Source organism: Achromobacter sp. UBA2119, assembly GCF_002331005.1.
GTDB lineage: Bacteria > Pseudomonadota > Gammaproteobacteria > Burkholderiales > Burkholderiaceae_B > Achromobacter > Achromobacter animicus.
Genome location: NZ_DCYD01000018.1, coordinates 419986 through 435811, shown reverse-complemented (window position 1 = coordinate 435811; position 15826 = coordinate 419986). Strand labels below are relative to the sequence as shown.

Genomic DNA, 15826 nt, shown 5'->3' with positions numbered 1-15826 from the left:
GCGCGTTGCGTCATTGCACGGAAATGCCGCCGGTTTCGATGACCTGCTTCCAGCGGGCGCTTTCCTGCTGCTGGAACTTGGTGAAGGCTTCGGGCGAGTTGGCGACGACCTCCAGGCCGATGTCGGTGAAGGGCTTGCTGATCGCCGGATCCTTCAGGGCGGCGGTCAGGGCGGCGGACAGCTTGTCGCGCACGTCTGCGGGCAGGTTCTTCGGGGCCACGACGGCCTGCCAGGCGTAGACGTCGACACCCGGCACCGACGCTTCGGCGAACGTAGGCACGTCGGGCAGCACCGGCGAACGCTTGGAACCCGTGACGGCGATGGCCTTGAGCTTACCGGACTTGATGTGCGGCAGCACGGCGTTCACGTTCTGAAAGGACATCTCCACCTGATTGCCCAGCAGATCGGAAATGGCCGGTGCGCCGCCCTTGTACGGCACGTGCAGGCCCTTCGTGCCGGTCTTCTGCCAGAAGAGTTCGGCAGTCAGGTGGTCGGACGACCCCGCGCCCGACGTCGCGAAGCTGATCGCGCCCGGCTTTTCCTTCAGCAGCGCCAGCACGTCCTGCACGCTGTTGACCTTGGAGGCGAGCTGCGGGCTGACCACCAGCACGTTGGGGGTCTGCACGGCCACGGTCAGGTACGTGAAGTCCTTGGCCGGATCGTAGGTGATGCCCTTCATCAGGTGCGGCGCCACCACCAGCGGGGCCAGCGACGTGACCATCAGGGTGTAGCCGTCCGGCGCGGCGCGGGCCACCTGCGAGGCGCCGATCGTGCCGGTGGCGCCGGCCTTGTTTTCCACGACGAAGGATTGCTTGAGCTGTTCACCCAGCTTGTTGGCCAGCGCGCGCGCCACCGAATCGGTCGCGCCGCCGGGCGGGAACGGCACGACGACGGTGACGGCCTTGTCTGGCCAGGCGTGCGCCACGCCGGCTGCGGCCATCAGGGTCAAACCAACAATCCACTTGCGCGCGTTGTTCGTCATTACTGTCTCCGGTATAGGTTCTTTTATGAACGTTAACGTTAACATTTCTTTTGTTAACGTTAACATCACGGCCTTTTAGAATATTTCTTCGCCCTGTCCGGCTACTATCCGGACAAACCCTAACCGCCTCCGCCCCGCAAGATTGACGTCTGCAGGTAGGCTTGACCCCAGTTTCACGTCCGTTCCTGTTCCCTTTACGATGCGCCCGTCCCGAATGCCGTCCGCCGATTCGCCTTCCCGCTCCCCGGAGCGCGCCAACGTCACCGTGCGCGAGGTGGCGCAGGCGGCCGGGGTGTCCATGATCACCGTGTCGCGCGCCATCAATACGCCGCAGCAGGTTTCCCCGGCCACGCTCGACAAGGTCAATGCCGCGATCCAGGCGCTGGGTTACGTGCCTAACCTGATGGCCGGCAGCCTGCGCCTGTCACGCAGCAACCTGGTCATGGTGCTGGTCCCCTCGATCACAGGCTCGCTTTTCGGCGGCATGCTCACGGCGTTGACGCGGTCGCTAGAGGCCAAGGGCTTCCAGCTCATGGTGGGCCAAAGCGGCTACGACTCACCGCGCGAGGACGCCCTGCTGCGCGCCATCATCGGGCGCCGCCCCGACGGCATCGTGCTGACGGGCGTGATGCACTCCCCGCAAGGCCGGCAATTGCTGAAAGCATCCGGCATCCCCATCGTCGAAACGTGGGACGCCACGGACGCGCCCATCGATATGCTGCTCAGCCTGTCGCATGACGCGATCGGGACCGCGGTCAGCCACTACTTGCGCGACGCCGGCAAGACGCGGCAGGCGGTGCTTAGCGGCGACGACCACCGCGCCCGGCTGCGCGCCGAAAGCCTGGTCCGCGCCGCCGTCGATTCGGGCCTGCCCGAACCGCTGGTGCACTACATGCCCGCGCCGACGACGCACGCGCAAGGCCGCGAAGGCCTGCGCGCCCTGCAGCGTTCTGGCCAGGGCATCGACGCGGTGTTCTGCAGCTCGGACATGATGGCCGCCGGCGTCCTGACCGAGGCCGCGGCGCAGGGGCTGGAGGTGCCGCGGCAACTGGCCGTGATGGGCTTTGGCGACATGGAGATCGCCGCGTCGATGTCGCCGGCCATCACGTCCGTGCACGTGGATGGGGCCGCCATCGGCGCGCAGGCGGCCGAGATGATCGGCCTGCGCGCGAACGGCCAGCGTCCCGCGCAATCGGTGGTGGAAATCGGCTTTCGCATCGTGACCCGCGACAGCGCATAAATCTGGCCCGCAGCATCCTCGCAGCGCATTGTTGTCGCCCGGACAACACCGTGCGTCCCTGCGCGGGTCTACCGCGCCGCAAGCGCCACCTCTAGGATCTGTCCTGACCGGCCACGCACCGCGGCGCGGCGATTCCAGGAGATCCCACATGTCGACGCCCGCCATCGCGCCCCACCGCAATACGCAGGGAGCGCCGCATGCTGCCGCATGAATGGATCGCGCAATACGGCGTGCTGGCCGTGTTCCTGAACGTGCTGGGCGCATCGCTCGGCCTGCCGCTTCCCGTCATGCCCACGCTCATCGCCGTGGGCGCCAGCCAGGCGGCGACGGCCGGCGCAGCGGGCCACGTCGCCTTGCCGCTGGCAGTCGTGCTGGCAGCGGCGGTGCTGGCGGGCGTGCTGGCGGACCTGCTCTGGTTCCGGGGCGGCCGACGCTACGGGCCGCGCACGCTGCACACCGTGTGCAACCTGTCGCTCTCGCGCGAGGCCTGCATCAGCAGGACCGAGCGCTTCTTCAACCGCTGGGGCGTGCGCCTGTTGATCGTCGCGCGCTTCATGCCCGGTCTGTCGATGGTGGCCGTGCCGCTGTGCGGCGCAAGCGGCACGCGCCTGCGGTCGTTCGTCTGGCACGACTGCGCGGGCCTGGCGTTGTGGGCCGCGGCGGGGCTGGTGCTGGGCGCAGTATTTTCCGCGCGGGTGGAAGCGTTGCTGGCAGCACTGAGCGCGCTGGGCGGCCGCGCGTCGGTCGTAGCCATCGCGGCGGCGGTGCTTTTCCTGGCGTATCGCTATGCCCGGCGCGCGTGGGGCGTGAAAGCGGCGCGCCAGGCCGACCCGACCGCTCCTTGAACGGACGCCTGAAGGCAATCGGAAATCGACATCATGCACCTCGGAAAATCCTATCGCCTGTGCGAATTTGTGGTCTGGACGCGCCGGACCATCTATGGCCTCGCCGCCCTCAGCCTCGCGCCCGTGCTGCTGTACCAGGTGGCGGGCATGAAATGGCTGACGCTACCGCTGTCGGTGGTAACGCTGCTGGGAACGGCAACGACATTCGTCGTGGGCTTCAAGAATGTGCAGACGTACACGCGCACAGTGGAGGCGCAGAAGATCTGGATGGGCATCGTCAGCGCCAGCCGCGCGTGGGGCATGCTGTGCGGCCACTATGCGGGTGACGCCGGGCGCGCCGCAGGGCTGGTCGACCGGCATCTGGCGTGGCTGACGGCCCTGCGTTATCAGCTTCGCGCGCCCCGGGTCTGGGAGTCCATGCAGAACCGGCCGAATGCGGAATACGGCAAGCGCTACGTGATCCCCGAGCGCCGCATGCCGCTTGATTCCGCGCTGGCCCGTTACCTGCCCGAAGCGGAAATCTCAGCCTTGGCGACGGCAGACAACAAGGCGGTGCAACTGCTGGATGGGCAAGCCCGCGCGGCCAGGCAACTGCTGGACGAGGGCGCGATCACGGCGTCGGAATACGCTGATTTGAACGGGCGACTGCGCGACCTGCTCGACCTGCAAGGGCAGGCCGAACGCATCAAGGATTTTCCGTATCCGCGCCAGTACGCGATCATCAACACGCTTTTCGTGCGCGCGTTCTGCGTGGAGCTGCCTTTTGGCCTGACCGCGCAGTTCGACCTGATCGGCGACGCTGCGGGCGGCTTCATGCAGGGCCAGATGGCGTGGCTGGCCGCGCCCTTCAGCGTCATCATTTCGTGGATCTACACCTCGCTGGAACAGGTGGGCCAGAGCACCGAAAATCCGTTCGAAGGCAATGCCAACGACGTGCCGATCAGCCAGTTGAGCACGATGGTGGAACGGGACCTGAGGCAGATGCGCGGCGCCACGGCGCTGCCGCCGCTGTGTACGAATGACATCGTGCTGTAGCTCTCGCGGCTCAAAATGGGAGACCGCCATGGACGTCCCGCGCGCTTGTCGCAGGCAGGCCCCTGCGGCAAAATACCTGCCTCCCTCCCCCCTCGTCCCGGCGCTGGCCCCCTCCATGACCGACTCTGTCGCCCTCTTCGACCAGCACCGTTCCCGCCTTTACGCCATCGCCTACCGGATGCTGGGCGCCGTGGCCGAGGCCGAAGACGTGGTGCAGGAAGCCTGGCTGCGCTGGCACGGCGCGGACCGCGCCTGCATTCAGAACCCGGAGGCCTGGCTCGTCACTGCCACGACTCGCCTGTCCATCGACCGCCTGCGCGCCGCCAAGGCCGAGCGCGAAAACTACGCGGGCGTCTGGCTACCCGAACCGATGCTGATGGCCGCGCCGTCGACGCCGGAGCAGATCCACGAGATGGCGGACGACGTTTCGGTGGCGTTTCTGTACATGCTGGAACGACTGTCGCCAGATGCCCGCGCGGCGTTTCTGATGCGCGATGTGTTCGACACGGACTACGAGGACATCGCACAAACGCTGGACAAGAACCCGGCCGCCATCCGCCAGATGGTACGGCGGGCGCGGCAGCAACTGCGCCAGGGCGCACCACGCGAAGCCGTGCCGCGGGCAACGCTGCAGCGTCTGTTGCAGGCGTTTGCGGATGCGATGCAGCGCAGTGATTTCAATGGGCTGCTTGCGTTGCTGAGCGACGATGCCGAGCTCATCGGCGACGGCGGCGACAAGGTCACGGCGTTTGCCAGCCTGGTGGGCGGCAAGCGACTGGCGCAGCTTTTTTATGCGGGCAAGCGTCGCTATCGCGATGCGCTGGACGTCGAGGTGGTGCAGGTGAACGGGCAATGGACCTTACTGCGCTTCATCGATGGCGAGCTGGAATCCGTGCAGTCTTACGAGACCGATGGCGAGCGGTTGACGCGGGTGCTGGTGCAACGGAATCCGGATAAGCTGGCTCGTATTGCTGCGGATCTCAAGCGTGCCTGATCGGCGCGATTTGCGGGTTTTCGGAGTTGTTGGTTGCGTGGTGTCTGGCTGGAGTTTGGGGCGCGGTTGAGTTCTTTAGACGCCCGGCGCGGCGTGGGCCTGGGGTGGGCGGGGCTCCGAGTGTGGGCGATCGCCTCCCCGGTGACCACGGCGTCGGGCGACCTACTGCGACTACGGTAACCGCAGCGTCGTGCGACCCAAGAACGTTGGTGCCTGACAGGCAACACCGTGATCCCCTATACGGACCTACCGCCCCACCCCCACCAAACCTACGATGGACCCGTCACCCCTCAAAGGACAAACCATGTCAAAGCTCACGAAATTCCTCTTACCCTTCATCGCCACAGCGACGTTGCTCAGCCAGCCCACCCAAGCCGCCTCCCATCACGCCCAGACCACGCCCAAGCCAACCGACCCCATCGTCACCGAAGTAATGACAAAGGCCCTGCCCGACATCGCCGGCAAGGAAGCCCTGATGCTCGTCGTCGACTACCCGCCTGGCGGCGCCGACCCCGTCCACCGCCACGACGCCTCCGCCTTCGTCTACGTCCTGGAAGGCACGATCGTCATGCAGGTCAAGGGCGGCAAGGAAGTCACGCTCAAGCCCGGCCAGACCTTCTATGAAGGTCCCGACGACATCCACACCGTCGGCCGCAACGCCAGCCAGACCGAGCCGGCCAAGTTCGTGGTCGTCCTCATCAAGAAGCAAGGCGCGCCCGCTCTGACACCAGTCAAATAGGGACGCCGGGCGGACCCCGCCCTTCAGAACGCCAGCAGGCCTTCCCAAAGCGGAAGGCCTTCTTTTTTTGCGCCCGATGTCACAAGATTGCGGCGCGCGCCGTCTTAGCTGTAGGATCAACCCACTTGCGGCGCCGCCACCATGTCGACACCCTACCCTCCCTCCTCCGACACCCCTTCGAACGGACCGGATTCCCTGGCCGACAGCTTTGCCACCAGCTATGCCGGTGTCATGGCTTTCATTGCCGTCGCCGCCGAGGGCAACTTTGCCAAGGCGGGCGACCGGCTCGGCATCGGCCGCTCGGCCGTCAGCCGCAGCGTCCAGAAGCTCGAAGACCAGCTTGGCACCCGCCTCTTCGTGCGCACCACGCGCAGCACCTCGCTCACGCCCGAGGGCCAGCGTTTTTACGAACAATGCCACCCCGGCGTCGAGCGCATCATCCAGGCCCTGGACGACATGCGCGATCTGCGCGAAGGCCCGCCGTCGGGCCAGCTTCGGGTGTGCGCCACCGTGGGCTTCGGCCGCAAGGTCGTTGCCCCGCTGCTCATGGGATTTCGTGAGGCCAATCCCGGCATCTCGGTCGAGCTGCTGCTGGATGACGGCCCCACCGACTTCACCACCGACCGGGTCGACGTCTCCTTCCGCAACGGCCGCATGGAAGACAGTCAGGTGATCGCCAAAAAGATCATCCCGATGCAGATGTTGCTGTGCGCCTCGCCCGCCTATGCCGCCGCGCACGGCCTGCCCACCAGCGTCGACGACATCGCCGACCATGCCTGCGTGAACTTCAAGCTGGCGTCGGGCCGCGTTTTCGAGTGGGAATTCAAGGTGGCGGGCCAACTGCGCAAGGTGGCGCCGCCGGGCATGCTGACATTCAACGATGCCGACCTGGTGCTGCAATCGGTGCTGGATGGTCACGGCATTGCGCAGATGGCCGCTTATCAGGTCTGCGACCACCTGCGCGCCGGCACGCTGGTCGCCTGCCTGCCGCAATATGCGCCCGAGGACCGCGGCCATTACCTGTGTTTTCTGAGCCGCCAGCACTTGCCGGCGCGCATGCGCGTGTTCATCGATTACATGACCGAACACATCCGCGCAATGGACCTGCAGATATTGGACAGCCTGCTGGCGAAGCAGGCGTGAAGAGGGCCGCGCTACTGCGTCAGCGCGACCACGCTTTCAATGCCGCCCTGCGCCATCTTGGAATACGGACAGAGGCGTTCCGTATTGCGCACCAGTTCTTCGGCAAGGGCCTTCTCCAGGCCGGGCAGGTGGATGTTGACATCCGCGGTCAGCGCAAACAAGCCATCGACCGGATCTCGTCCGAACGAAATGGTGGCCGTGACCGAGGCTTCGGGAATCGACAGGCCCGACCGCTCGGCCAGCATGCTCAGCGCGCCATGGAAACACGCCGCATAGCCGGCGGCAAACAGCTGTTCGGGGTTGGTGCCCCCGCCCGTGCCGCCCAGCTCCACCGGAAGCCGCAATTCCACGATCAGTTCGCCATCGTCCGAGATGGCAATGCCTGAGGCGCGCCCGTGCGCGGCCTCCCCGCCGCGCACCGTCACGCTGGTGGTGTACAGGGGACGGAAGGCGCCGCCCCGGTACTTGTCCAGGAGGCTTTGGGGAGGAGGCCGCAGTTTGCTCATGTGGGTCCTTGTGCCCGCCGCTACTTTCTTGCGCCCGAACGGCTGAACCAGGTTTCGAAGTCGATCTTGCCCAGGCGGGGGCCGGATCCCGGCACCAGCGTGTCGTCGTCGAGCAGCGCGCCAAAGTAGCGCACGCCGGCGTCCGCCTGCACGGTGCGAGTGTCCCCGATTCTACCCATGTACCGTTGCGCCAGTTCCGACAGCCTGACCTTTTCGGGACCGGCGGTCTCCACGATGCCGTTCACGGGCGCGCCCAACGTGGCGTCGGCCATGGCGAGCGCCACGTCGTCGGACGCGATGGGCTGCACGAAGGCGGACGACAGCCGCACTTCCTCGCCCTGCGTGCCCGACTGCACGATGCCGCCCAGGAACTCAAAGAACTGCGTGCTGTGGACGATGGTGTACGGCATGCCGGCGGCTTCGATCAGGTCTTCTTGCGCGATCTTGCCGCGGAAGTAACCGCTTTCGGCCAGGCGGCGTGTGCCGACGACCGACAGCGCGACGTGATGGCGCACGCCGGCGCGCTTCTCGGCGGCCAGCAGGTTGCGGCCCGAGGTCTGGAAGAATTCCAGCACGGCCTTGTCTTCGAAGGACGGCGAGTTGGCGACGTCGACCACCACGTCAACGCCGGCCAGGGCCGCATCCAGGCCTTCGCCCGTGATGGTGTTCACGCCGGTCGCGGGCGAAGCGGCGATGGCCTCATGACCGCGTTCCGTAAGCAGCTTGACGAGCTTGGAGCCGATCAGGCCCGTGCCGCCGATGACGAGGATTTTCATGATCGTTCCTTAATTGAATTGGGCCTTGTCCAGCCCATATGCCTTGTCGGCGGAGCCCGGCACCGTCTGGAAGCCCACGTTCAGGCGGTTCCAGCCGTTGATGGCCATGATGGCAAAGCTGAGGTCCGAGATTTCCTTTTCGGACAGTTCACCGCGCACGCGCTCGTACACCTCGGTCGGCACGCCGTGCACGCCCAGCGTGGTCAGCGCTTCGGTCCAGGCCAGGCATGCACGTTCGCGCGCCGAGAACTGGTTCGATTCGCGCCAGATGGCGACGTGATGCAGGCGCAGTTCGCGTTCGCCCGCAATCTTGGCCTGCTTGATGTGCATGTCCAGGCAGAAGGCGCAGCCATTGATCTGCGAGGCGCGAATGTCGACCAGGGTCAGGATGGACTCCTCGATCGCGCCGGCCTTGGCCAGCATGCTGAATTCGACAAATTTCTTGAACAGTTCGGGCGACTGGGCAAAGGCGTTGAGACGTTGGCTCATGGTGACTCCTGGGTGGGTTGGGGGCTGCCCCGATGGGGTTATCGGGATTTGCGCTGGCTTGTTCGACGCCCAAATCGTAGGCCGGCGCGCAGCGCGGCAGTAGCCCCGGCGCAGGGACCACGATGTTGCCGCAATGACAACAATCGCCCCGCGCGATCACCCCGAAAATACCCAGGCAATCAAGGCTCGCGCCCGGAAATCATCATGAACAGAAACGTTATCTCGATGCAGGACATCCATTACTTCGTGGAAGTCGCCAAGCGCGGCAAGCTGTCCGCCACCGCCGCCGAACTCGGCCCGCCCGTGGCTACGCTGTCCCGGCGCCTGACGCAGTTGGAGCAGACGCTGGGGTACAAACTGCTGAACCGCACCACCCGCAGCGTCAGCCTGACCGCGATCGGCCAGCAGTACTTCGACCAATGCGCGACGCATGTCCAAGCCGCCCTGTCCGCGCACGAAAGCATCCATTCCGGCCTTAATCATCTGGCCGGCACTCTGCGCGTGTCGGTGATGCCGGGTCTGACCATGATCCTGCCGGCGGTGCTGAAGGAACTGCGCGAAACCTATCCGCAGATCTCGTTCGAGGTGGAGCTAGGCTCGGCCGGCGCCGCCCGCAGCGGCCATCCCTTCGACCTGATGCTGCGCACGGGAGAGCTCGAGGATTCCGCGCTGATCCAGAAGCACGTGGCGCAGGTGCAATGGATTCTCGTGGCGGCCCGCAGCTATCTGGACCGCTTCGGGCGTCCGACCTGCCCGGAAGACCTGGGCCTGCACGAGCGCATCGTCACGGGCGGCCTGCCGGACTGGACGCTGGGGGAAGGCGAAAGCCTGCTGAATGTTTGCGGACCGACCCACATCGGCACCAACAGTGCGGCGCTGGGCGTGCAGCTGGCCACCGCGGGACTGGGGATCGCCTGGATGCCCAGCCATCAGGCGCTGTCGCAAACGCTGCGGGAACTGGCGCTGGAACAGATCCTGCCCGATTGGAAACTGCCGCCGGCCACCATCTACGCCCTATCCGACAATCGCGTGACGCCGGCGCGGGCCAAGGTGTTCCTGGATACGCTGCAACGGCATTTGCGGGTGAATTAGTCCCTGCCCCCTTACCCCAGCAGATTCTCCCTGACGTGCACCAGATGCCGCCGCACGGCCGCCATGGCGCGGTCCGCGTCGCGGTCTTGCAGCGCCTCGACGATCTCGCGATGCTCGACCTGATACGCCGCGCGCCGCTCGGGCGTCAGGCTTTTGCGCTTGAGTGCGCCCCACGTCGCCTGTGAGCGCGCCGCGGTCATCAGCGCAAACACCTTTTCGATGAAGAGGTTGTGCGTGGCCGTGGCCATCAGTTCGTGCAGTTTCGCGTCCCAGACTTCGAATTGTTCAAAGCTGGCCGCGGCCTCCGCTTCATCACAAGCGTTCTGCATCGCGGCAAAATCCGCCGGCGTGCCGTGCTGCACGACCAGCGCCGCGATGGCCGGCTCCAGCACCAGCCGCGCCGCCATCAGTTCGGCCGGACTGGTGGACAGCACCTCACCGCGCAGCAGCGCCTCGGTCTGCGCCAGCGCCGAGGGCGGGTTGGCGTAGGTGCCGCTGCCCACGCGCTGCGAAATCAGGCCCTCTTCCTTCAATTGCGTCAGCGTTCGGCGCACGGTTGACCGGCTGATGCCGAATTGCTCGCTCAACGCGCGTTCGGTCGGCAGGCGGTGGCCCGGCGCCCATTCGCCCGACTGCAGGTTTTCGATGATGACCGCCCGCATGGCGGAGGCTTTGTCCATAGATGTCCCCGGATGATGACGCCGCAAATGATACCAAAACAGACCAATAAATTCTTTCCCGTCCGCGAATTAACCAATTCGCCTGGGAACAATTTTGGTTTATCCTGCCCAACACTAGCAATTGGGCCTGAGAATCGGCCAATTGGTATCTTTTGGTATGTCATCACGGGCGGCCCCGGCCGCCGTAGGAGCAAGCATGAAAATCGCGGTATTTCGAATCAATGGCGAGCGGCGCGTGGGCGTGGTGTCGGATGATGGCGGCACGGTCACCGCGCTGGACTTCCCGCCGCAACTTGCGGCAGCCGGCGCGCTGACGGCGGTGCAATGGCTGGCCGAGGGCCGCGCCCTACCCGCGCAAACGGGTCCGGCCTATCGCTGGGATCAGGTCGAGCACGAAGCGCCCCTGCCCGCGCAGCCGCGCAACCTGTTCTGCGTCGGCCGCAACTACCACGCGCATGCCAAGGAACTGCGCGATTCCGTGTTCAAGGACAACAACGCCAATCCGGAATCCTGGCCCATCGTTTTCACCAAGGTGCCGCAGACCGTGGTCGGCCCCTGGTCCGACGTGACGCTGCCCACGGGCATTTCCGACAAGATCGACTACGAGGCCGAACTGGCCGTCGTCATCGGCAAAGGCGGCCGCAACATTTCGCGCGCCGAAGCCATGAGCCACGTCATTGCCTACACCGTCGTCAATGACGTCACCGCGCGCGACGTGCAGATGCGCCACCAACAGTGGGACCTGGGCAAGTCGTTCGATACTTTCTGCCCCATGGGTCCGTGGCTGGTCACCGCCGACGAGCTGGACGGCCGCCGGACGCGTGTGCGCTGCTGGGTCAATGGCGAACTGCGCCAGGACGGCAACACGGAAGACCTGATCTTCGACATCCCCACGCTGATCGAGACCTGCTCGCGCGGCATCACCCTGTACCCCGGCGACGTCATCGCCACCGGCACGCCCGCTGGCGTGGGCCAGGGCCTGAACCCGCCGCAGTTCCTCAAGCACGGAGACGTCGTCCGGATCGAAATCGACGGCATTGGACGCATCGAAAACCGATTCGTCTGACGCCCGCGTAAACGAGCGCCGGTCACAAGAAACCGGCGCCGCGCAGCAAAAAACCTAAGGAGTGAGACATGAACCTGCGCTGCAAGCATGTAGCCAGACGGGCGGCCGCGGCCGCCTTGCTATGCCTCGGGGCCACGGCCGCGATGGCTGCCGGGTATCCCGAGCGGCCCGTCACGATGGTGGTGCCCTTCCCGCCCGGCGGCGTCGCGGACACCATCGCCCGGCCGCTGGCGCAGGCCCTGGGCGACAAGCTGGGCCAGCCCATCGTCATCGAAAACAAGGGCGGCGCGGGCGGCGCCATCGGCATTGGCCAGGCGGGCCGCGCCAAGCCCGACGGCTACACGCTGTTGCTGAGCCTGTCGTCGATCTCCATCCTGCCCGCCGCAGACCGCCTGCTGGAACGCAAGCCGGCCTATCAGCTCGACCAGTTCGTGCCGATCGCCCGCATCACGGCCGATCCGACAGTGCTGGTCGTGCGCGCGGATGCGCCATACAAGACGCTGGACGAGTTCATCGACGCCGCTATAAAACAGGGTGGCAAGCTGAGCTACGGCAGTTCGGGCATCTACGGCACGATGCACGTGCCGATGGAAATGCTGCAGAACGCCGCGGGCGTCAAGATGATGCACGTGCCGTTCACGGGCGCAGGTCCCGCGGTGCAGGCGCTCGTCGGCGGCCAGGTCGACGCGCTGGCAACCGGTCCGTCCAGCGTCATGCAGCTGATCCAGGCTGGTCGCGTGCGGCCGCTGGCGCATTGGGGCGACGGCAAGCTGGACAGCCTGCCCGACGTGCCGTCGCTGACGTCCAAGGGCTACGACGCCAGCTTCGTGCAGTGGTCCGGCGTGTTCGCGCTGGCCGGCACCCCGCCCGCTGTCATCGACAAGCTGCGCCAGGCCGTCAAGCAGATTGCGGCCGACCCGGCCGTGCAGGCGCGCATTGCGGGCACCGGCAGCCCCGTGCAGTACCTGGACGCGCCGGCATTCGACGATTACTGGAAAAAGGACTCGGCCTCGTTGGAAGTGGCCGTCAAGCGGATCGGCAAGGTCGAATGACTGACGCTTGAGCCATGCACACGCAAAGGGGGCATCGCGCCCCCCTTTCGCGTTTACTGCACCGTCTCCCGCGTCGCCGCCTGGCGCGCCAGCGCCTTGCGGTCCACCTTGCCCACCGCGTTCTCGGGCAGCCGGTCGATCCAGCAGACGTCGCGCGGCACATAGATCCGGCCCAGCCGCGCCAGCACCTCGGCCTGTATCGCGGCCGCATCCGGCGCGGTTTCGCCATTGCGTTGCACGAAGATCACCGGCGTCTCGCCCAGATCATCGTCCGGCGCCCCCACCACGCAGCAGGCCGCGACGCCCGGCATTCCGGTGACCACGCCTTCGATCAGCGCGGGCGAGATGTTCTCGCCGCCCCGGATGATCACGTCCCTGATGCGGCCGGTGATGGTCAGGTAGCCCTGCGCGTCGAAGCGGCCCAGGTCGCCGGTGCGCAGCAGCGTGGGTGCACCCGCGTCTGCGCTATCCACGCCCAGATAGCCCAGCATCAGGCTGTCGCCCGCGATGCAGATCTCTCCTTCCGCGCCGGCCGGCGCCACGCTGCCATCGGGCAAGCGCAGGGTTACGTCCTGTCCTTGCAGCACCGTCCCGACCGATCCCACGCGCCGCGCGTCCGGCGGATTCATTGTGGATGTGCACGTGGCCTCTGACAGCCCGTACGACACAACCAGCGGACACCCAAGAAAGGCTTCGATCCGCCGATGCAAGGCTTCGGTGATGGGCGCCGATCCGCACCGCGCAAAACGCAACCCGGCGAGGCTGTCCGGATCGAACGTCAGTTCCAGCATGCGCGCATACATCGTCGGCACGCCGGTGATGATCGTGGGCCTGAAAGCGTCCAGCAGACCGGGCATGTCCTGCGCGCGGAACCGGCCGGCCAGCGCCACACTGGCGCCGGCCAACAGCGGCGTGAAGATCTGGTTGTTCAGCGCATTGGTGTGATGCAGCGGCATGACGTGCAGCAGGCGATCCGAAGGCGTCAGCCCCGTGTGCGCCAGCACGCCGCGCGCGTTGTTGACCAGGCCTTGATGGGAAAGCAGCACACCCTTCGGATTGCCCGTGCTGCCCGACGTGAAGAGCAGCAGCCCCGGCGCCTGCGGCGCAATGTCCGCGCCCGCCCAGTCCGGGGTATTCGACGCCACATTCGACGCCACCTTGGCGGCATCCAGCACACGCGCTTCCGGCAGGCCGCAGGCGCTGGCCGTGGCGGCGTTGTCGGCGTCCGCCAGCATCCACGTCAAGCCCACCGCCGCCACGCGCCGCGCGGTTTCCTCGACCGACAGCCGCGGCTCGAGCGGACACGGACAAGCGCCCGCCGCCATGACGCCCAATAGGGAAACCACCTGCGCCAGCGAGCGCTCCATCGCCACGCCGACGTAATCGCCCGGCGCGACGCCGGCGGCGCGCAGGCCACCCGCCGCCTGTCCCACGCGGCGGCGCAGGTCCGCGTAGCTGACCGTTTCCTCGGCGGTCACCAGCGCGGGGCGCGCTGCCCATTCCGGCTGGTCCCACAAGCGCGCAAACGCCGCCACGATCGTGGCATCGGCAATCGTCATGATTACTCCCCCTGTACCGGGCTCGTTGATGCGTGGCGCTGTCAGCGCAATGCGACGGCGGCGTCGCGTTCGAACTGTCCGTCGGCATCCAGCTCGCGCAAGGCGCGCGCCTCCTGCTCGGTCGGCGGTTCGGTCGGGCCCGCGCCGCTGGCGTCGAACTCGAAGCCGGTGCGTTCGCGTACTTCAGACAGGCTGGACTGCGGATGCCACGACTGCAGGGCCAGCCGGCCGTCGCGCTTGATGAACACCGCAATCGGCGTCACCACGCCATGAAAACCGCCCCACGACGTCATGAAGTCCAGCTTGGGCACGAACGTGCGGCGCGAATGCTCGGTGCGCCAGGTGCAGGCGCGCTTGGCCGTGGGCAGCATCACCGCCCCGCCGCCCCCGCCGGGCAGCCGAACCTTGGGTTCATGCCAGTCGCCAATGCACGAGTTGTTGGCGCAGCCCGCCCCGTCGATCTGCGCGGCGCCCAGAAAGGTCAGGTCCATGCGGCCGCGCGTGCACAGGTCGTAGAAATCTTCGTTGGAAAAGATCGACGCGGTGTGCTCGGCCAGCACCGGATCCGAACTGGACAACGGAATGTGCGACGGCCGCGGGTTCACGCCGCCCGCCACGTTGATGTACACGAAGTCCCAGTCGTACGCGCGCTTGGCCAGCAGGCACGCCAGCATCGGCATGGTGGAATTCACGCCGCTGAAGGTGATTTCGTCAGGACGGATGAATCGCGCCAAATTGGTGACGATGTACGAAAAGCCCGACCATTGCTCAGCCATGATTTCCCTCCCGCGCTTCGGGCGCCGCGGCCATATGCGCGCGCAGATCGCTGTTCTTGTCCATGTAGGTTTCCACCGCAGGATAGTCGATGGCGTAATCGGGCCAGCACGAACCCGGCCACGCGCCCTGCGGCACGACCGCGAAGGCTTGCACCATGAAATACGGCACCAGCGTGGACTCGGGCTGCGCCTCGAACACGGCGCTGTCCACCTGCTTTTCGGCCACGACCAGCACGCTGCCCGCGGCGCGCGACATGATGCGGTCCCAGTGCGCCGTGCCCTGCACGCGCACGTTGCCCAGCGCATCCACTTCGGACGCCTGGATCACGGCGAAGTCCGGCCGTATCGCCGGCACCACCCAGGTCTTCTCGCCGCTGCCGTACGGATCGTCCAGGCATTTCCAGCCGTTCAGCTCCGGCAAACCGCTGCCATGCAGACCGCCGCAAGGCTGGAACGGCACGCCAAACGCCGCCGCGCGCAGCCCGGCCGTCAGGCTGGCGCAGGCGTGTTCCTCAAGTTCGATCTCGTGGCGTTCCACGGCGCGCCGATACCACGGCGCCAGCCCGAAGTTGCCTTCCATCGCGACGATGCCCGCGCGTACGCGGCGCAGCACGCCCGCGCGGCACAGGATGTCCACGTCATAGCCCGGCGACTGCTTGATCAGTTCAAGATCGCGCTTTTCCTGGCGGATCAGTTCGCGCACCAAGGCGAACGGTCCGCGATGCAGGAAGCTGCCGCCCAGCGCGATGGATGCCCCGTTGGGCACCAGCGCCGCCAGTTCCTGCAGGCTGCACTGCTTGTTCTTCTGGTTGAATCCTGAAGCCATTGTCTTCCTCCTGCTTGATGGGACGC

At 66.4% G+C, this 15826-nt stretch carries 17 protein-coding genes; 9 read left to right on the top strand and 8 right to left on the bottom strand.

What is annotated here, in order from left to right:
- Positions 1-10: 10 nt before the first annotated feature.
- Complete coding sequence (locus B3098_RS23160) at positions 11-982, bottom strand: Bug family tripartite tricarboxylate transporter substrate binding protein (protein WP_414631303.1); 972 nt, start codon at positions 980-982, stop codon at positions 11-13.
- Between the two features lie 214 nt (positions 983-1196).
- Between B3098_RS23160 and B3098_RS23155 the strand changes: the two genes are divergently transcribed.
- The 6 genes from B3098_RS23155 to B3098_RS23130 all read left to right on the top strand — a co-directional run bounded on the left by B3098_RS23155 (position 1197) and on the right by B3098_RS23130 (position 6978).
- Positions 1197-2222 (top strand): LacI family DNA-binding transcriptional regulator, encoded by a 1026-nt coding sequence (locus B3098_RS23155; protein ID WP_286899199.1) that lies wholly within the window; start codon positions 1197-1199, stop codon positions 2220-2222.
- Positions 2223-2419: 197 nt separating this feature from the next.
- Entirely contained in the window at positions 2420-3067 is a 648-nt protein-coding gene (locus B3098_RS23150) for a DedA family protein (protein WP_286899197.1), read from the top strand.
- 33 nt (positions 3068-3100) lie between these two features.
- Positions 3101-4102 carry a bestrophin family protein gene (locus B3098_RS23145; RefSeq protein WP_286899195.1) on the top strand — a complete coding sequence of 334 codons (1002 nt, stop codon included), beginning with the start codon at positions 3101-3103 and terminating at the stop codon, positions 4100-4102.
- A 115-nt stretch (positions 4103-4217) separates the two neighbouring features.
- Complete coding sequence (locus B3098_RS23140) at positions 4218-5096, top strand: RNA polymerase sigma-70 factor (RefSeq protein WP_286899194.1); 879 nt, start codon at positions 4218-4220, stop codon at positions 5094-5096.
- A 304-nt stretch (positions 5097-5400) separates the two neighbouring features.
- Positions 5401-5835: a cupin domain-containing protein gene (locus B3098_RS23135; RefSeq protein ID WP_286899193.1), complete on the top strand. Its 435-nt coding sequence runs from the start codon at positions 5401-5403 to the stop codon at positions 5833-5835.
- A gap of 141 nt (positions 5836-5976) precedes the next feature.
- On the top strand, positions 5977-6978 hold the full coding sequence (locus B3098_RS23130; RefSeq protein ID WP_279975931.1) for a LysR family transcriptional regulator: 1002 nt from the start codon (positions 5977-5979) through the stop codon (positions 6976-6978).
- Between the two features lie 11 nt (positions 6979-6989).
- Here B3098_RS23130 and B3098_RS23125 read toward each other — a convergent pair whose 3' ends face one another.
- From B3098_RS23125 to B3098_RS23115, 3 genes are read right to left on the bottom strand one after another with little or no spacing between them, the layout of a single operon-like run.
- Positions 6990-7484: an Ohr family peroxiredoxin gene (locus tag B3098_RS23125; RefSeq protein ID WP_286899190.1), complete on the bottom strand. Its 495-nt coding sequence runs from the start codon at positions 7482-7484 to the stop codon at positions 6990-6992.
- A gap of 20 nt (positions 7485-7504) precedes the next feature.
- The gene (locus tag B3098_RS23120) at positions 7505-8260 is read right to left on the bottom strand and encodes an SDR family oxidoreductase (RefSeq protein ID WP_279975932.1); all 756 of its coding nucleotides are present in this window, start codon (positions 8258-8260) and stop codon (positions 7505-7507) included.
- A gap of 9 nt (positions 8261-8269) precedes the next feature.
- A complete protein-coding gene (locus B3098_RS23115; RefSeq protein WP_056563450.1) occupies positions 8270-8749 on the bottom strand; it encodes a carboxymuconolactone decarboxylase family protein in 480 nt (159 codons plus the stop codon).
- A 204-nt stretch (positions 8750-8953) separates the two neighbouring features.
- Between B3098_RS23115 and B3098_RS23110 the strand changes: the two genes are divergently transcribed.
- Positions 8954-9841 carry a LysR family transcriptional regulator gene (locus B3098_RS23110; protein ID WP_286899184.1) on the top strand — a complete coding sequence of 296 codons (888 nt, stop codon included), beginning with the start codon at positions 8954-8956 and terminating at the stop codon, positions 9839-9841.
- A gap of 11 nt (positions 9842-9852) precedes the next feature.
- Here B3098_RS23110 and B3098_RS23105 read toward each other — a convergent pair whose 3' ends face one another.
- Positions 9853-10521 carry a FadR/GntR family transcriptional regulator gene (locus tag B3098_RS23105; protein ID WP_286899183.1) on the bottom strand — a complete coding sequence of 223 codons (669 nt, stop codon included), beginning with the start codon at positions 10519-10521 and terminating at the stop codon, positions 9853-9855.
- A gap of 196 nt (positions 10522-10717) precedes the next feature.
- Between B3098_RS23105 and B3098_RS23100 the strand changes: the two genes are divergently transcribed.
- Entirely contained in the window at positions 10718-11587 is an 870-nt protein-coding gene (locus B3098_RS23100; RefSeq protein WP_286899182.1) for a fumarylacetoacetate hydrolase family protein, read from the top strand.
- A gap of 68 nt (positions 11588-11655) precedes the next feature.
- A complete protein-coding gene (locus B3098_RS23095; protein WP_286899180.1) occupies positions 11656-12639 on the top strand; it encodes a tripartite tricarboxylate transporter substrate binding protein in 984 nt (327 codons plus the stop codon).
- A gap of 53 nt (positions 12640-12692) precedes the next feature.
- Here B3098_RS23095 and B3098_RS23090 read toward each other — a convergent pair whose 3' ends face one another.
- The 3 genes from B3098_RS23090 to B3098_RS23080 are packed head-to-tail and all read right to left on the bottom strand — an operon-like array spanning position 12693 to position 15800.
- A complete protein-coding gene (locus tag B3098_RS23090) occupies positions 12693-14198 on the bottom strand; it encodes a class I adenylate-forming enzyme family protein (RefSeq protein WP_286899178.1) in 1506 nt (501 codons plus the stop codon).
- A 41-nt stretch (positions 14199-14239) separates the two neighbouring features.
- The gene (locus B3098_RS23085) at positions 14240-14974 is read right to left on the bottom strand and encodes a CoA-transferase subunit beta (protein WP_286899175.1); all 735 of its coding nucleotides are present in this window, start codon (positions 14972-14974) and stop codon (positions 14240-14242) included.
- The gene (locus tag B3098_RS23080) at positions 14967-15800 is read right to left on the bottom strand and encodes a CoA transferase subunit A (protein WP_286899173.1); all 834 of its coding nucleotides are present in this window, start codon (positions 15798-15800) and stop codon (positions 14967-14969) included. The genes B3098_RS23085 and B3098_RS23080 overlap by 8 nt, the downstream gene beginning before the upstream one ends.
- Between the last annotated feature and the right edge of the window lie 26 nt (positions 15801-15826).

What these genes read in the sequence shown, in the direction of transcription:
- B3098_RS23160 (WP_414631303.1), bottom strand. Translation starts at nt 982, where the DNA reads ATGACGAACAACGCGCGCAAGTGGATTGTTGGTTTGACCCTGATGGCC.
- B3098_RS23155 (WP_286899199.1), top strand. Translation starts at nt 1,197, where the DNA reads ATGCCGTCCGCCGATTCGCCTTCCCGCTCCCCGGAGCGCGCCAACGTC.
- B3098_RS23150 (WP_286899197.1), top strand. Translation starts at nt 2,420, where the DNA reads ATGCTGCCGCATGAATGGATCGCGCAATACGGCGTGCTGGCCGTGTTC.
- B3098_RS23145 (WP_286899195.1), top strand. Translation starts at nt 3,101, where the DNA reads ATGCACCTCGGAAAATCCTATCGCCTGTGCGAATTTGTGGTCTGGACG.
- B3098_RS23140 (WP_286899194.1), top strand. Translation starts at nt 4,218, where the DNA reads ATGACCGACTCTGTCGCCCTCTTCGACCAGCACCGTTCCCGCCTTTAC.
- B3098_RS23135 (WP_286899193.1), top strand. Translation starts at nt 5,401, where the DNA reads ATGTCAAAGCTCACGAAATTCCTCTTACCCTTCATCGCCACAGCGACG.
- B3098_RS23130 (WP_279975931.1), top strand. Translation starts at nt 5,977, where the DNA reads ATGTCGACACCCTACCCTCCCTCCTCCGACACCCCTTCGAACGGACCG.
- B3098_RS23125 (WP_286899190.1), bottom strand. Translation starts at nt 7,484, where the DNA reads ATGAGCAAACTGCGGCCTCCTCCCCAAAGCCTCCTGGACAAGTACCGG.
- B3098_RS23120 (WP_279975932.1), bottom strand. Translation starts at nt 8,260, where the DNA reads ATGAAAATCCTCGTCATCGGCGGCACGGGCCTGATCGGCTCCAAGCTC.
- B3098_RS23115 (WP_056563450.1), bottom strand. Translation starts at nt 8,749, where the DNA reads ATGAGCCAACGTCTCAACGCCTTTGCCCAGTCGCCCGAACTGTTCAAG.
- B3098_RS23110 (WP_286899184.1), top strand. Translation starts at nt 8,954, where the DNA reads ATGAACAGAAACGTTATCTCGATGCAGGACATCCATTACTTCGTGGAA.
- B3098_RS23105 (WP_286899183.1), bottom strand. Translation starts at nt 10,521, where the DNA reads ATGGACAAAGCCTCCGCCATGCGGGCGGTCATCATCGAAAACCTGCAG.
- B3098_RS23100 (WP_286899182.1), top strand. Translation starts at nt 10,718, where the DNA reads ATGAAAATCGCGGTATTTCGAATCAATGGCGAGCGGCGCGTGGGCGTG.
- B3098_RS23095 (WP_286899180.1), top strand. Translation starts at nt 11,656, where the DNA reads ATGAACCTGCGCTGCAAGCATGTAGCCAGACGGGCGGCCGCGGCCGCC.
- B3098_RS23090 (WP_286899178.1), bottom strand. Translation starts at nt 14,198, where the DNA reads ATGACGATTGCCGATGCCACGATCGTGGCGGCGTTTGCGCGCTTGTGG.
- B3098_RS23085 (WP_286899175.1), bottom strand. Translation starts at nt 14,974, where the DNA reads ATGGCTGAGCAATGGTCGGGCTTTTCGTACATCGTCACCAATTTGGCG.
- B3098_RS23080 (WP_286899173.1), bottom strand. Translation starts at nt 15,800, where the DNA reads ATGGCTTCAGGATTCAACCAGAAGAACAAGCAGTGCAGCCTGCAGGAA.